This window comes from Kitasatospora sp. NBC_01246 (genome assembly GCF_036226505.1).
Taxonomy (GTDB): Bacteria; Actinomycetota; Actinomycetes; order Streptomycetales; family Streptomycetaceae; genus Kitasatospora.
Map to the genome: position 1 here is coordinate 5,423,636 of NZ_CP108484.1, position 15,291 is coordinate 5,438,926.

Genomic DNA, 15,291 nt, shown 5'->3' on the forward strand with positions numbered 1-15,291 from the left:
GCCCGTGTACGAAGGCACCGGCGTACGCCGTGCGTACGCCGGTGCCGGGAGAGCGGTGGGGGAGCGGCCGGAAGCCTACTCGGGGCGCTTGAGCCGGGTGATGAACTTGTACCGGTCGCCGCGGTAGATGGACCGCACCCACTCGACCGGGTCGCCGTCCGCGTCGAAGGAGTGCCGGGCGAGCTGGAGCATCGGCAGTCCGAGGTCGGAGCCGAGCAACCCGGCCTCGCGCGGGGTGGCCAGGGTGGTCTCGATGGTCTCCTCGGCCTCGGCCACCGTGACGCCGTACACCTCGCGCAGGGCGGTGTACAGCGAGTTGTGCTTGGCCAGGTTGCGGCGCAGGGCCGGGAAGCGCTTCGCGGAGAGGTGGGCGACCTCGATGGCCATCGGGTCGCCGTTGGCCAGCCGCAGGCGCTCGATCCGCAGCACCCGCCCGCCGGGCTTGATGTCCAGCAGCGGGGCCAGCCGGTCGTCGGCGGTGATGTAGCCGATCTCGATCAGCCGGGAGGTGGGCTCCAGGCCCTGGGCGCGCATGTCCTCGGTGTAGGAGGTGAGCTGGAGCGCCTGGGCGACCTTGGGCTTGGCGACGAAGGTGCCCTTGCCCTGGATGCGCTCCAGCCGCCCCTCGACCACCAGCTCCTGGAGGGCCTGGCGGACGGTGGTGCGCGAGGTGTCGAACTGGGCGGCGAGTGCCCGTTCGGGCGGTACCGGGGTACCGGCCGGCTGGGTCTCGGTGAGCTGCAGCAGATGCCGCTTGAGGCCGTAGTACTTGGGCACCCGCGCGGTGGCGTCCGCGCCGGTCTGCGCGGGGAGGTTCTTCACCTGGGGGTCGTTGACCTGGGCCGTGCTGCCCCCGTCGCTGCTCATCGGACCTGTCTCCCGCTTCTCGCGGGGTCTTTGGGCGCCCCGCCGCATCGTTAACAACTCACATCGTTGCATGTATGGCTACGGAACGAATACCTCATCACGCGATGAACGATGTGCGGTGTCGGCTTGATAACGGGTGGTCCGGATCGGTCTAAGAGCCGTTGACAGGCCCATTGGTCTAGGCCAAGCTCCAGGCATCTGGTCTACACCACTAGATCGGTAACTATGAATCCCCCCACCCGTTCGATGGGGTCCGCGGCACCTTTCCTCCCGCTTTATGTGGGTCTGCCGCTGCCACCCGACGGGGGTCACTCAGGCATCCCTCAGGAGGATGGCGTGAAGCGTCAGCTCATCGCGGCGGTCGGCGTCGCAGCAATGGTCGTCGGCCTGGCGGCTTGTGGTTCGGACGCCAAGAGCGACGGCGACAAGGCCGGCTCGTCCTCGTCCGCCGCCAAGAACTACAGCGGCAAGACGCTCAAGGTGTGGCTGATGTCCGGCTCGGCCCCCAAGGGCTGGGACGACGCGGTCAAGACCGAGTTCGAGTCCACCTACCCGGGCTCCAAGGTCGAGTACCAGATCCAGGAGTGGACCGGCATCGGCCCCAAGGTCACCGCCGCGCTGTCCGAGGGCTCGGTCGACGTCCTCGAGGTCGGCAACACCCAGACCGCGGGCTACGCGGCCACCGGTGGTCTCCTCGACATCACCAAGGACAAGGCCGCCCTGGGCGGTGCCGACTGGAACGACAACCAGAGCGAGTCCGCGATCCTGGACGGCAAGCAGTACGCCGCCCCGTGGTTCGTGACCAACCGCGTGGTCGCCTACAACAAGGAGATCTGGGGCAAGGCGAACATCACCACGCCGCCGAAGACCCTGGACGAGTTCTACGCCGACCTGGAGAAGGTCAAGGCCGTCCCCGGCGTCACCGACCCGATCTACATGCCGGGCCAGGAGTGGTACACCTACTTCGGTCTGCTCACCAGCGAGGGCGGCAAGCTGGCGAAGAAGGACGGCGACAAGTGGGCCGGCGGTCTGTCGACCCCCGAGGCGCAGAAGGCCTTCGACACCTACAAGAAGCTGCAGAGCTACTCGGCCACCGCCGCCAAGGACGGTGACGAGGCCAAGCCGCAGCAGAAGGACGTCTTCGCCAAGGGCGACATCGGCTCGATCATCGGCCTCGGCTGGGAGATCCCGACCGAGAAGGAGATGCCGAAGGAGAAGATCGGCTACTTCCCGCTCCCGGGCAAGACCGCCGACAAGGCCTCCGGCGTGTTCCTCGGCGGCTCGAACCTGGCCATCGCCCAGGCGAGCAAGAACACCGACATGGCCAAGGACTTCCTGAAGATCGCCCTCAACGACAAGAACGAGGGTCTCGTCGCGGGTGCCGGCAGCATCCCGAACAAGAAGTCGCTGGACGACAAGGTGGTCGGCGACTTCGCCGCCGCCGCCAAGGTCGCCGCCTCCTCCGGCGGGATCACCCCGACCACGCCGAACTGGGCGAGCGTCGAGAACAACCCGAACCCCATCAAGGAGTTCCTGACCGGCGCCCTGACCGGTGACTACGCCGCCGCCGCCAAGAAGGCCGACGACGAGATCGCCAAGCGTCTGAACGCCAAGCAGTAGTAGTCGAGCGGCGTCGCTCACCGGCCCCCGGCGGGGGGCCGGTGGGCGGCGCCTGTCCGTCGTGGTCAGGTTCCAGGAAGAGAGAACGATGGCTGTGCATTCGGAGCGGGTGCAGACACAGTCCCCGGACACAGGGAAGGCTGCTGTGGCCACTATTGAGACGAGCGTCGCCGGCGGCGCCGAGGGCACTCCGAAGAAGAGCACCAGAACAGCGGGCGGACCGGGCTTCGGCACGCGGTTCGCCCCGTACCTGCTGCTGCTGCCGGCCACCGTGGTGACCCTGGGCCTGCTGGGCTGGCCCCTGCTGAAGACCGTGCTGGTCTCGTTCCAGAACCTGAACGCGCGCCAGCTCGTCCAGCACCTGACCGAGTGGAACGGCTTCGAGAACTACACCGAGCAGCTGACCAACGCCGACTTCTGGGCGGTCACCGGCCGGACGGTGGCGTTCACCCTGGTCAACGTGGTCCTGATCATGGTCGGCGGTTCGCTGGTCGGCCTGCTGCTCAACCGGCTCGGCAAGAAGATGCGGCTGGTGCTCTCGGTCGGCCTGCTCCTCGCCTGGGCCATGCCGGTGGTCGCCGCGACCACCGTCTACACCTGGCTGTTCGACACCCGCTTCGGTGTCGTGAACTGGTTCCTGGACCAGCTGGGCTGGCACTCGATGGCCGCCTACAACTGGACCGGCAGCCAGTACTCCACCTTCTTCGTGATCATCCTGCTGATCGTCTGGGGCTCGATCCCCTTCGTGGCGTTCAACATGTACGCCGGTCTGACGACCATCCCGAAGGAGCTCTACGAGGCGGCCCGGATGGACGGCGCCGGCCCCGCCAAGATCTTCACCTCGGTGATCTTCCCCAGCCTGCGGCCGTTCTTCCTGGCCACGACCTTCCTTGAGGTCATCTGGGTCTTCAAGGCCTTCACCCAGGTCTACGCGATCAAGGCGGGCGGCCCCGACTCGCTCACCCGGACGCTGCCCGTCCACGCCTTCCTGGAGGGTTCCGGCGCCCAGCACTACGGGACCGGCGCCGCGATCGCGGTGCTCACCATCCTGATGCTCGGCGTGCTGATGGCGTACTACTTCCGGATCATTCTGAAGCAGGAGGACGAGCTGTGAGGCGCTCGCTCATCGGACGTACCTGGCCGAACGTGATCGCGCTCGTCCTCTTCGTCTTCTTCATCTTCCCGGTCTACTGGATGGTCATCACGGCCTTCAAGGACGACAAGGACATCGTCAGCCGGACGCCGGTCTTCCTGCCGATCCACGCGACGTTCGACCACTTCACCACGGCGGTCAACGCGCCCAAGTTCTGGACGTACGTCACCAACAGCTTCACGGTGACGGTCGTCGCGGTGCTGATCTCGCTGGTGATCGCGACCCTGGCATCCTTCGCCATCGCCCGGATGCGGTTCCGCGGCCGCAAGGCCTTCGTCCTGGTCGTGATGGCTGCGCAGATGGCGCCCTGGGAGGTCATGACCATCGCGGTCTACCTGATCGCCCGCGACAGCGAGATGCTGAACAGCCTGGTCCCGCTGACCGCCTTCTACATGATGATGGTCCTGCCCTTCACCATCTGGACGCTGCGCAGCTTCATCGCCGCCGTCCCGAAGGAGCTGGAGGAGTCGGCGATGGTGGACGGCTGCACCCGCACCCAGGCCTTCGTGAAGGTGATCTTCCCGCTGCTCGCCCCGGGCCTGATGTCGACCTCGCTGTTCGGCTTCATCACCGCGTGGAACGAGTTCCCCCTGGTCCTGATCCTGAACAAGACCGAGGGGCAGACCCTGCCGCTCTGGCTGTCCTCGTTCCAGACCAACTTCGGCACCGACTGGGGTGCCACCATGGCCGCCTCGACGCTGTTCGCCCTCCCGGTGCTGATCCTCTTCGTATTCCTCCAGCGCAAGGCCGTCGGCGGCTTGACCGACGGTGCAGTGAAGGGCTGACGCGACGTGAGCATCCTTGTCCCCACCCTCCCGGCCAGCGACCAGCTGCACCGTGACGCGCTGACCGTCCTGCAGCCCGGCTTCGTCGGCACCGAGCCCCCGGAGTGGGTCCGCCGCCACCTCGCGGCCGGCCTCGGTTCGGTCGCGCTCTTCGACCGCAACGTCACCGGTCTCGACCAGCTGTCGGCGCTCACCAGGGCGCTGCGCGAGGAGAACCCCGACCTCCTGATCGCGATCGACGAGGAGAGCGGCGACGTCACCCGCCTGGAGGCCGGCTCCGGCTCCTCCTGGCCGGGCAACTTCGCCCTCGGCGCGATCGACGACCCGGCGCTGACCCGCGACGTCGCCCGCGAGCTGGGCCGCGCGCTGGCGGCCGCCGGCGTCAACTACAACTGGGCGCCCACCGCGGACGTCAACTCCAACCCGCGCAACCCGGTGATCGGCGTCCGCTCCTTCGGCGCCGACCCGGAGCTGTGCGCCCGGCACACCGCGGCCTGGGTCGAGGGCCTGCAGTCGGCCGGCGTGGCCGCCTGCTCGAAGCACTTCCCCGGGCACGGCGACACCGCGGTCGACTCGCACCACGGCCTGCCGGTGATCGACGTCGACCTGGCGACCCTGCGCGCCCGCGACCTGATCCCGTTCCAGGCCGCCATCGCGGCCGGGACCAAGGCCGTGATGACGGCCCACATCATGATCCCGGCGCTCGACCCGAAGCTGCCGGCCACGCTCAGCCCCCGCGTGCTGCGCGACCTGCTGCGCGCGGCCCCGGCCGACGGCGGCCTCGGCTACCAGGGCCTGATCGTCAGCGACGCGATCGAGATGGGCGCCATCGCCGACACCTTCGGCATGGGCGAGGGCACCGTCCTGGCCCTGGCGGCCGGTGCGGACGCGATCTGCGTCGGCGGCGGGCTGGCCGACGAGGACACCGTGCTGCTGCTGCGCGACGCCATCGTGGCGGGCGTGCGGGCCGGCAAGCTCCCGGAGGAGCGGCTGGCCGAAGCCGCCGACCGGGTGCGCGCGCTCGGCAGCTGGGGCCGGATCGCGGCCCAGGGCGAGCGACTGGAGCCCGATCTGGCGGTCGGCCTGCGGGCCGCCCGCCGCGCGCTGCGGGTGGTCCGGGCACCGGGCCGGGAGGCCCTGCCGGTGACCGAGCGCCCGTACGTGGCCTCGTTCTCCGACGAGCCCAACATCGCAGTCGGCGCGGTGACCCCGTGGGGCGTGGCCGACATGCTGGCCGACCGCTTCCCCGGCACCCGCACCCGGGAGGTCGGTCCGAAGGACGCCGCCCCGGAGCAGCTGGACGCGCTGGTCGCCGAGGTGGTGGCCGGCGCCGAGGGCCGCCGCCTGGTGCTGGTGGTCCGCGACGCGCACCGCTACGCCTGGATGTCCGCCGCGCTGTCCCGGCTGGTGGCGGCCCGCCCGGACGCCGCGGTGGTCGAGATGGGCCTGCCGCAGTCCGAGCCGGTCGGCGCGCTCCACATCGCCACCCACGGCGCCGCCCGGGTCTGCGGACTGGCGGCCGTCGAGGTGCTCACCGGCCAGTCGGGAGCGATCGGCTGAGGTCCCGTCGGACCGTGACCCCGGGGGCCGGGAAGGCCTCCGCGAGCGGGCCCGTCATGCGCATGGCGCATGACGGGCCCGTTCCGTTTTCCCGCCGTTGGCCCCGCGGCGTTCCCGGATGACGGTGTTCCCTCAAATCAGCCTTAAGACAGCCTTAAGTTCTACTTAGGGTGATGACGTCGCAACTGATCGCCACGGGCTACAACAGGTCTGCAACGTCCTTGTCGGCCAGGCCATTTGGCGTTGACACCGCCAGTGGTCTAGGCCAGGCTCCAGTCCATCCGGTTCGAACTTCAACCTCACCGGATGTGGTATAGGCCCTTCCTGAAGCACTTCGCCGTCCCCGCCCGGATCCCTCCCGGCGGACGCGCCATCACGCTGCCGGCGGGCACAGGCTCTAGCACCCTCGGAGGATGGCGTGAAGAAGCGTCAGCTCATGGCGACGTTCGGGATCCTGGCGCTCGCCGCCGGATTGACGGCCTGTTCCTCGGGCGGCTCGCCCTCGGGGGACGGCAAGGCCGCCACGGCGGACCCGAAGTCCGCCACCGGCACGGTCACCGTCTGGCTGATGGACGACGCCCAGAAGAACTGGCCGGACCTCGTGCAGCGGGTGAACGACGAGTTCGCGGCGAAGTACCCCAACGTCACCCTGCGGCTCGCCTACCAGGGGTGGGCCGACAAGGTCGGCAAGCTGGACAAGGCGCTCGCCGAGGGCAACGCCCCCGACGTGGTGGAGCTCGGCAACACCGAGACCATGAAGTACGTGCTCGCCGGCGCGCTGGCCCCGGTGGAGCGTTCCAGCTTCGACAACTCGGACGCCTGGATCAAGGCGCTCGCCAACACCTGCACCTACCAGGACAAGCTCTGGTGCGTGCCGTACTACGCGGGCGCCCGGGTCGCCATCTACAACGCGACGGCCTTCCAGGCGGCCACCGGCAGCGCGGAGTTCCCCAAGACCGAGGACGACCTCAAGGCGGCCCTGGACAAGGTCGCGGACAAGAACAAGGCCGACAAGGGCTACTCCGCGCTCTACCTGCCCGGCCCGTACTGGTACGCCGCGATGAGCTACGTCTCCGCGTACGGCGGCGCCATCGCCCGCTTCGACAGCGCCGGGAACTGGCACGGCACGCTCAGCGACCCGAAGTCCCAGCAGGGGCTGAACCACTTCGTCGACCTGGTGCGCAAGTACAACAAGGGCGACCTGGCGGTCAACGAGCAGAACCAGTTCGAGGCGATGGCCCGCGGCCACGCCGGGGCCTTCTACGGCAACGGCTACGAGGCCTCCAGCGTGACCGCGCCGGTCACCGGCGACCCGACCCTCAAGGACGCCGTCAAGCTGGCCACCATGCCCGGCCCGGGCGGCAAGCCGCTGCCGACCTTCATCGGCGGCTCGGACCTCGCCGTCACCGCCAAGTCGCCGTCGGCCGCGCTGGCCACCGACTGGGTCCGGATGTTCACCAGCACCAAGTCCCAGCAGGCGCTGGCGGACAAGGACATCCTGCCGAACAACCTCACCCAGCTGAACCCGCTGAAGAGCAAGCCGGCGACCGCCGCCGCGGCCAACGCGGTGCCGGACGCCTGGTTCACCCCGCTGGCGCCGGGCTGGGGCGCGATCGAGAAGCAGAAGATCCTGCCCGACATGCTCACCGCGATCCTCAAGGGCAACAAGCCGGTGGACCAGGCCGCCAAGGAGGCGGACGCCGCGATCGACCAGCTGATCAACAAGCAGGGCTGAGCCGCGCCGGCGGGGCCGGCGCCCCGGGGAGAGCCCCTTCCGGACCACCGGGAGGGGCTCTCGGATGTGCCGCGCGGGGGAGTCCCCGTACGATTGCCGCAGGAATCACGGAACCACCGCAGCGAGTGTGCGGACTCGCCGCCGTAGAGGTCCTCGCCGGGCATCCCCGTCCGGGCGGGGTCGAACCATCTCATCGGAGGCACATCCTGATGTCCGACCCGCAGACTGCTCCCGTCCCCGGCCGGATCATGGCGGCGGAGATGGCCGAGCAGCCGGCCGTCCTGCGGCGCATCCTCGACGAGGGCGCCCCGAAGATCTTCGACATCGCGACCCGGATCGCCGCCCGCAACCCTCGCTTCGTCCTGCTCACCGCGCGCGGCACGTCCGACAACGCGGCGCTCTACGCCAAGTACCTGGTCGAGATCCTGCTCGGCAAGCCGGCCGGTCTGACCTCGATGTCCACCACCACCGCGTACGGCGCCAAGCCGGACCTCACGGACGTGCTGGTCGTCACCGTCAGCCAGTCCGGCGGCTCGCCGGACCTCGTCGCCTCCACCAAGGCGGCCCGCGAGGCCGGTGCGATCACGCTGGCGGTCACCAACAACGCCTCCTCGCCGCTCGCCGAGGTCTCCGAGTTCCACATCGACGTGCTGGCCGGCCCGGAGAAGGCGCTGCCCGCCACCAAGACCTACACCGCCGAGCTGCTCTCGCTCTACCTGCTGGTCGAGGGCCTGCGCGGCGGCGACGGCACGGCCGCCCGCGAGCTGCCGGAGCTGGCCGCCGGCATCCTGGCCCGGCAGCCCGAGGTGAAGGCCCTGGCCGAGCGCTACCGCTTCGCCCAGCGCCTGGTCATCACCTCGCGCGGCTACGGCTACCCGACCGCCCGCGAGGCGGCGCTGAAGCTCATGGAGACCACCTACATCCCGGCCTCCCCGTTCTCCGGCGCCGATCTGCTGCACGGCCCGCTGGCCATGGTCGACAACGTCTCCCCGGTCATCGCGATCGTCCCGGAGGGCAAGGGCGGGGAGGCCCTGCAGCCGGTCCTGGACCGCCTGCGCGGCCGCGGCGCGGACCTGGTGGTCATCGGCCAGCGGCAGCAGGTGGACGCCGCCTCGGCGGGCTTCGTGCTGCCGGCCGGCGTACCCGAGGAGGTCCAGACGATCCTGGAGATCCTGCCGCTGCAGCTGCTGGCCTACGAGGTCACCATCGCCCGCGGCCAGGACCCGGACGCCCCGCGCGCCCTGGCCAAGGTCACCGAGACGCACTGAGCGCGGGCGCCACGACGCCGCACCCCCGTCCACGGGCCGTGGACGGGGGTGCGGCGTTTGAGCGGCCGGAGCGGTCCGCGGGTGTCCCGCCGGGGCGGGGAGCGCCCCCGGCCGGGGGCGGGAAGCACTACGGGCCACGGCGCCGACACGGGACCCTCAACCCATGCGGCACCGCAGCCCGGAGCTGTCGTCGGGCACCGGGACGACCGAGAACTGTGCGGGGTCCTCGCTCGGCGGTATCCGACCGAGGAGCGGCGTCGCGCGGTCAGGGCAGTTGCGCGGCGGCCTCTCCTTGGTGCTCTTTCATTGTGGACTAGACCAATCTGGGTTGTCCAGGGGACCCCGAAAATTGGTCTGGACAACCTACGGTCACCCGCGCGCGGACGGGTGCGCCACGTCCGTGCCCGGGACCTGGAGCTACGCTCGCCATGTGCCCTCGCTGAACGAACTCGTCCGCCGCCACACCACCCTGACCGGTGCCGACGTGGACTGGCTCCACATGCTGGTCTCGGAGTGGCAGCTGCTCTCCGACCTCTCCTTCGCCGACCTGGTCCTGTGGATCCCCACCTGGGACGGCATCCGGTACGTCTCGGTGGCCCAGATGCGGCCCAACACCGGGCCCACCTCCTACCAGGACGACATGGTCGGCCACCTCGTCCCGCGCGGCCGCCGGCCCTTGCTGGACGCCGCCTTCGACGAGGGGCGGATCGTGCGCGAGGGCGATCCGGAGTGGCGCGAGGAGGTGCCCGTCCGGGTCGAGTCGATCCCGGTGCGGCGCGAGGGCAAGGTGCTCGGCGTGATCGCCCGCAACACCAACCTGCTGACCGTCCGCACCCCCAGCCGGCTCGAACTCACGTACCTGCAGAGCGCCTCCGACCTGGCCCAGATGATCGCCGCCGGGACGTTCCCGTACCACGGTGTCGAGCAGACCGACATGGACGCCGCCCCCCGGGTCGGCGACGGCCTGATCCGGCTCGACGCCGACGGCATCGTCACCTACGCCAGCCCCAACGCGCTCTCCGCCTACCACCGCCTCGGGCTCACCACCGACCTGGTCGGCAGCCACCTCGGCCGGGCCACCGCCGAGCTGGTCCCGCCCTCGCGGTCGGCGGTGCACGAGGCACTGGTGAAGCTGGCGAGCGGCTGGGCGCCGCGCCAGACCGAGGTCGAGGTGCAGGGCGGGGTGGTGACCCTGCGGGCGATCCCGCTGAAGCCCAAGGGCACCCTGACCGGCTCCCTGGTGCTCTGCCGCGACGTCACCGAGCTGCGGCGGCGCGACCGCGAGCTGATGACCAAGGACGCCACCATCCGGGAGATCCACCACCGGGTGAAGAACAACCTCCAGACGGTGGCGGCCCTGCTGCGGCTGCAGTCCCGCCGGATGGACTCGGACGCCGGCCGGGCCGCGCTGGACGAGGCGGTCCGCCGGGTCGGGTCGATCGCGATCGTGCACGAGACGCTCTCCCAGGCGCTGGACGAGCAGGTCGCCTTCGACGAGATCGCCGACCGGGTGCTGGCCATGGTGATGGAGCTGTCCCAGGACGGCCGGGTGGCGACTCGGCGCAGCGGGAGCTTCGGCATCCTCTCCGCCGAGGTGGCCACCCCGCTGGCGATGGTGCTCACCGAGCTGCTGCAGAACGCGCTGGAGCACGCCTTCGGGCCGTCCGCCTCCGGGAACCTGGAGGTCAGCGCGTTGCGCGGGCGGGCCCCGGCCACCGGCATGGGCTGGTCGGACAGCTGGAACGGCGGCGCCCGGCCGGAGGAGTACCTGCTGATCACCGTGCAGGACGACGGCCGGGGCATGCCGGAGGGCTTCGACCCGCAGCAGGCGGGCAACCTCGGGCTGCAGATCGTCCGGACCCTGGCCACCGGGGAGCTGGGCGGCACCTTCGACATGGTGGCGGGACCGAACGGCGGCACCAAGGTGATCCTGGAGATCCCGGTGCCCTGAGCCGTCCCGGCTCGACGGACACGGCGCGGCACCCGAGGCGCAGTGGAGTGTGTCGGGGGCGTGTACCCGGAACGGGCGCCGGGTGCGCACCTCCGCACCACCGCAGGTGGCCATCGGGAGGCGCCCCGAACGGCGGGTGGCCGCCGCGCGTGACCGGACGCGGAAACAGAAACGAGGCCCTGTCGACCGGGGGGGGGTGGGTCGACAGGGCCTCTCAACCCGTTCCGGCCGTCGGGGGGAGTCGGCCGGAACGGGGGCTCTGGGTGATACGACACCTCACCGGTGCGTTGCACACGGTGAGCGCCTCAGCTCCACAATATTGCTCTAAGTGAACAGTATCAAGTGCCTGGGCGGCCCGGTGTCGTCGGACCGTGTCGAGCAAGGTCCTTTGTACGGAAGGCTTCGCCAGGAAGTGCAGGGAAGCCCTTGATCATGTGTTGATCGGCACTGCGGTCACTACTGGTGTTACGGCGTGTGATCAGGCGGTGCGGGCGCGGTTGCGGGCAGCGCGGCGCTTCATCGCGCGACGCTCGTCCTCGCTCATACCGCCCCAGACGCCGGCATCCTGGCCGGTCTCGAGCGCCCACTGCAGGCACTGCTCCATGACCGGACAGCGGCGGCACACGGCCTTGGCTTCCTCGATCTGCAGCAGAGCAGGACCGGTGTTCCCGATCGGGAAGAAAAGCTCCGGGTCCTCTTCGCGGCAGACAGCGCGGTGGCGCCAGTCCATGGTCGTCCAACTCCTCCTGCCGGCGGGGGTGACCCGATCGGCATAATCGATGGCTTGTGAATGTGAACGCTTTCACGAATCCCGCAACAGCAAAAGAGACCAAAGGCCCATCGGGCCCGGGTGGTCTGTGCTGGGGAGGGATTCGGCGATTCGAGGGACACTCCGCGGTCGGCACCCGCCAGGGTCTGTGGTTGCCGTCGCTGCGATGTGTCCCGATCGCCATGTAGAGGTTCGCAAACCTCGGGCCCGGATACAACCCCCTTCAGGGAGGAATTTTTGATTCTTCGGTGTCGCCTAGCTCACAGCCAGTACTTCTATGGAGTGAAGGGGGCTTGTGCGTTCGAGAAGAAGGGAGAACCCTCCTTCCAGTCACACAATCACACGCAGTGCCCGCCGTACGCCTGTGAAACTGACGCGACTCCTGTCTCCAAGGTGGTCCCCGTCCACCTGGAATGGGGCCGGTTCCTGCGAAACCAAGGTGAAGTGCCGAGCGTCGTGGTAGGAGACGACGTGCTTTCCGGACGGGCCGGCAGGGGCGGCGCCATCGGCCGAAGGCGTGTGCGACCGCAGGATCTGACGGACCGTTCGAGCGGTGCCGAACGCGGTCATCCGGGTGATGCCGAAGACATCGAGGTCCGTGTCGAAGGAGGCGAGCGGGGAGGGATAGACCGGGCGGTTGCCCAGGAACGTCCACGGCGAGGTGTTGCTGACTATGGCCAGCACCAGGCCCGGCACCGGCGCCCGGCCCGGCAGTTGCAGGGTGACGGGGCCCGATCGGCGCTGCTCACGCTGGGTGACGTAGTGCCGGAGCGCCTGCCCGACGTAGAGCGCGTGGGTCGACCTGCGCCCCGCTCTGCGCTGCTCCTCGACCCGGCCCACCACGCCCGCGTCGAAGCCGAGGCCGGCGGTGAAGGTGAACCAGCGGTCCGGCAGCCCCTCCGTCATCGCCTTGCCCAGGCCGATCGGCCGCTCCCGGCGCTGGTCCAGGGCGTTCAGCAGGGCCCCGGTGGCCTCCACGGGGTCGTTGGGCAGACCCAGCGCGCGGGCGAACACATTGGTCGACCCGCCGGGCACCACGGCCAGCCGGGGGACCTTCTCGCCCGGGCCGTGCGTCAGCAGTCCGTTGACCACCTCGTTGACCGTGCCGTCGCCGCCCAGGGCCACCACCAGGTCGACGGCGCCGTCCTCGACCGCCTCGCGGGCCAGGTCGCGCGCGTGGCCGCGGTACTCCGTCTGGGCTACTTCCAGCTTGAGGTCGCTGCGCAGGGCATGGATCAGGACATCCCTGGTGCGGCCACTGGTGGTGGTCGCTTTCGGGTTGACGACCAGGAGAGCGCGCATGTGCTCAGCCTACGGGGCGGTACGGACCAACCGGCGGCTACCCTGCTGGAGTGACCGCAGAATCCTCCGCACCCGTACCCGCGCCCGGCGCCGACCGGCCGGCGGCCCTGACCGCGGGCGCCGCCATCACCGCCCTGGAGGGCGCCGCACTCGCCGTCGTCGGCGTCTGGGACATGGTGTCCGCCGTGTCCGGCGACTCCAGGCAGCTCGCGCTGAACGAGTTCGGCGGCCTCGTGATCGTCCTGCTCGGCGTGCTGCCGCTGCTGGCCGCCCGGGCGCTGCTCAAGGGCCGCCGCTGGGGCCGCAGCCCGGCGGTGCTGACCAACTCGATCTGCCTGCCGGTGGCCTACTACATGTGGCAGACCGGCGGCGCCATGGTGGCCGTCGGGGCGGCGATCGGCCTGCTCGGGCTGGCCGGCATCGGCGCCCTGCTCAGCCCGAAGGCGACGACGGCCCTCTACGCTCCGCACGAGGGCTGAGCGCGGAGGGCCGGCGACGGCGGCCGCTGAGCGGCCGTCAGTCCTACTCCTCCACCAGGAGCTTCTCCCGGAGCTGGGCCAGGGTACGGGCCAGCAGCCGGGAGACGTGCATCTGCGAGATGCCCACCTCGGCGGCGATCTGCGACTGGGTCATGTTGCGGAAGAACCGCAGCACCAGGATCTTCTGCTCCCGGGGCGGCAGTTGGGCCAGCAGCGGCTTGAGGGACTCGCGGTACTCGACGCCCTCCAGTGCCTCGTCGGTGGCGCCCAGGGTGTCCGCCACGGCCGGCGACTCGTCGTCGCTGTCGGGGACGTCCAGCGACAGCGTGGAGTACGCGTTGGCGGACTCCAGGCCCTCCAGCACGTCCTCCTCGGAGATCCCCAGGTGCTCGGCCAGCTCGTGCACGGTGGGGGAGCGGCCGTGCCGCTGGGAGAGCTCACTGGTCGCCGTGGTCAGCGACAGCCGCAGCTCCTGGAGCCGGCGCGGTACCCGGACCGCCCAGCCCTTGTCCCGGAAGTGGCGCTTGATCTCGCCGACGATGGTCGGCGTCGCGTAGGTGGAGAACTCGACCCCGCGTTCGTGGTCGAAGCGGTCCACCGACTTGATCAGTCCGATGGTGGCGACCTGGGTGAGGTCGTCCAGCGGCTCGCCCCGGTTGCGGAACCGCCGGGCCAGGTGCTCCACCAGGGGGATGTGCATCCGCACCAGCTGGTTGCGCAGCTCGACGCGCTCCGCGGAGCCCTCGGGCAGCGCGGACAGCCGGACGAACAGGGCCCGGGCCGCCTCCCGGTCCGGCGCCCCCGAACGGTGCGGCGCCTGCGAGGGCACCGCACCGCGCAGCGCCTCGGCCGCGTCGGGCACCGGGGACTCCGGGGCCGCGGACGGCGGCGAGGGCGTGGGCGACGGATCAGACGTCGGCTCGGTCGGCTGGCTCATCCGGTGGGCGTCCTTCGGGTGCGCTTCGTCGTTGGCGGCGAGGCCGGGAACGCTCGCCTGGGTCGGTACGGCAGGGCCCGCCGTCGCGAGGCCGGTACGGTCCAGATCACTCACGGCCATTCCCCCGTTCCGTTCCGGGAGCACCGGGACCTGGGGCGGTCCCGGATTCGTCTCGTTGGTCGTACCGCGTGGTGGGCGGTACCGGGAGCCGTCCGCCGGCCCGGGTGGCGCCGGACGGACGGCTCTTGTTCGGTGCTGCTGTGGCGGCCCTAATGGGCGGCGGACCCGCCGCGCTTCTTGTGCAGGCTGATCGAGACGGTGTTGTCCTCGGCGACCGAGGACTCCACCTCGCCGGCCAGCGCGGAGAGCACCGTCCAGGCGAAGGTGTCCCGTTCCGGGGCACGGCCGTCCGTGGTCGGGGCGGAGACGATGACCTTCAGCGAGTCGCCCACCAGCCGGAACTCGCAGGAGAGGACGGAGCCGGGCACCGCCTGCTGGAGCAGGATGGCGCAGGCCTCGTCCACCGCGATCCGGAGGTCCTCGATCTCGTCCAGCGTGAAGTCCAGCCGGGCCGCCAGCCCCGCCGTCGCTGTTCGCAGCACCGAGAGGTAGGCCCCCGCCGCGGGCAGCCGGACCTCCACGAAGTCCTGTACTCCGGGCTCGCCGTCGATCTGGGACACCCTCACCTCCTGGGTGACGCGCTGTGCTTCCGGGCCGGTGGCCGCGGCACTGTCTGTTGCTTGGCTCAACTGCTTCGCCCCAACTGTCCAGAGGGGTGGTGCGGTACGTACCGGTCATACCCCGGGAGGGGTGGTCGGACGCCGCGCATCCGCCCGAGACGTTACCGCTATCGGTGGGCGGATGT

Annotated in this window: 13 protein-coding genes; 8 read left to right on the forward strand and 5 right to left on the reverse strand. The window is 70.3% G+C overall.

Annotated elements, in window-relative coordinates; translation table 11 throughout:
* Positions 1-75 precede the first annotated feature (75 nt).
* Positions 76-867, reverse strand: coding sequence for a GntR family transcriptional regulator (locus tag OG618_RS23660; RefSeq protein WP_329489546.1), 792 nt, complete (start codon positions 865-867; stop codon positions 76-78).
* 336 nt (positions 868-1,203) lie between these two features.
* Between OG618_RS23660 and OG618_RS23665 the strand changes: the two genes are divergently transcribed.
* The 7 genes from OG618_RS23665 (at position 1,204) to OG618_RS23695 (ending at position 10,939) form a co-directional block, all read left to right on the forward strand.
* The gene (locus OG618_RS23665; protein WP_329489547.1) at positions 1,204-2,487 is read left to right on the forward strand and encodes an extracellular solute-binding protein; all 1,284 of its coding nucleotides are present in this window, start codon (positions 1,204-1,206) and stop codon (positions 2,485-2,487) included.
* 88 nt (positions 2,488-2,575) lie between these two features.
* Positions 2,576-3,601: a carbohydrate ABC transporter permease gene (locus tag OG618_RS23670; RefSeq protein ID WP_329489548.1), complete on the forward strand. Its 1,026-nt coding sequence runs from the start codon at positions 2,576-2,578 to the stop codon at positions 3,599-3,601.
* Entirely contained in the window at positions 3,598-4,425 is an 828-nt protein-coding gene (locus tag OG618_RS23675) for a carbohydrate ABC transporter permease (protein WP_329489549.1), read from the forward strand. The genes OG618_RS23670 and OG618_RS23675 overlap by 4 nt, the downstream gene beginning before the upstream one ends.
* A 6-nt stretch (positions 4,426-4,431) precedes the next feature.
* A complete protein-coding gene (locus tag OG618_RS23680) occupies positions 4,432-5,985 on the forward strand; it encodes a glycoside hydrolase family 3 protein (RefSeq protein ID WP_329489550.1) in 1,554 nt (517 codons plus the stop codon).
* A 436-nt stretch (positions 5,986-6,421) separates the two neighbouring features.
* Entirely contained in the window at positions 6,422-7,720 is a 1,299-nt protein-coding gene (locus OG618_RS23685; protein ID WP_396488559.1) for an extracellular solute-binding protein, read from the forward strand.
* Between the two features lie 209 nt (positions 7,721-7,929).
* A complete protein-coding gene (locus OG618_RS23690; protein ID WP_329489552.1) occupies positions 7,930-8,988 on the forward strand; it encodes an SIS domain-containing protein in 1,059 nt (352 codons plus the stop codon).
* Positions 8,989-9,418: 430 nt separating this feature from the next.
* Positions 9,419-10,939 (forward strand): sensor histidine kinase, encoded by a 1,521-nt coding sequence (locus OG618_RS23695; protein WP_329489553.1) that lies wholly within the window; start codon positions 9,419-9,421, stop codon positions 10,937-10,939.
* Between the two features lie 478 nt (positions 10,940-11,417).
* On the opposite strand, the gene OG618_RS23700 is transcribed toward OG618_RS23695, so the two are convergent.
* Both OG618_RS23700 and OG618_RS23705 read right to left on the reverse strand, forming a co-directional pair.
* Positions 11,418-11,669: a WhiB family transcriptional regulator gene (locus tag OG618_RS23700; protein WP_014138019.1), complete on the reverse strand. Its 252-nt coding sequence runs from the start codon at positions 11,667-11,669 to the stop codon at positions 11,418-11,420.
* A gap of 369 nt (positions 11,670-12,038) precedes the next feature.
* A complete protein-coding gene (locus tag OG618_RS23705; RefSeq protein WP_329489554.1) occupies positions 12,039-13,010 on the reverse strand; it encodes a diacylglycerol/lipid kinase family protein in 972 nt (323 codons plus the stop codon).
* A 50-nt stretch (positions 13,011-13,060) separates the two neighbouring features.
* Here OG618_RS23705 and OG618_RS23710 point away from each other — a divergent pair, with 50 nt between their 5' ends.
* On the forward strand, positions 13,061-13,489 hold the full coding sequence (locus OG618_RS23710) for a hypothetical protein (RefSeq protein ID WP_329489555.1): 429 nt from the start codon (positions 13,061-13,063) through the stop codon (positions 13,487-13,489).
* Between the two features lie 43 nt (positions 13,490-13,532).
* Here the strand turns inward: OG618_RS23710 and OG618_RS23715 are convergent, their stop codons facing one another.
* On the reverse strand, positions 13,533-14,540 hold the full coding sequence (locus OG618_RS23715; RefSeq protein WP_329489556.1) for an RNA polymerase sigma factor SigF: 1,008 nt from the start codon (positions 14,538-14,540) through the stop codon (positions 13,533-13,535).
* A 155-nt stretch (positions 14,541-14,695) separates the two neighbouring features.
* Positions 14,696-15,106, reverse strand: coding sequence for an anti-sigma regulatory factor (locus OG618_RS23720; RefSeq protein ID WP_093860582.1), 411 nt, complete (start codon positions 15,104-15,106; stop codon positions 14,696-14,698).
* Between the last annotated feature and the right edge of the window lie 185 nt (positions 15,107-15,291).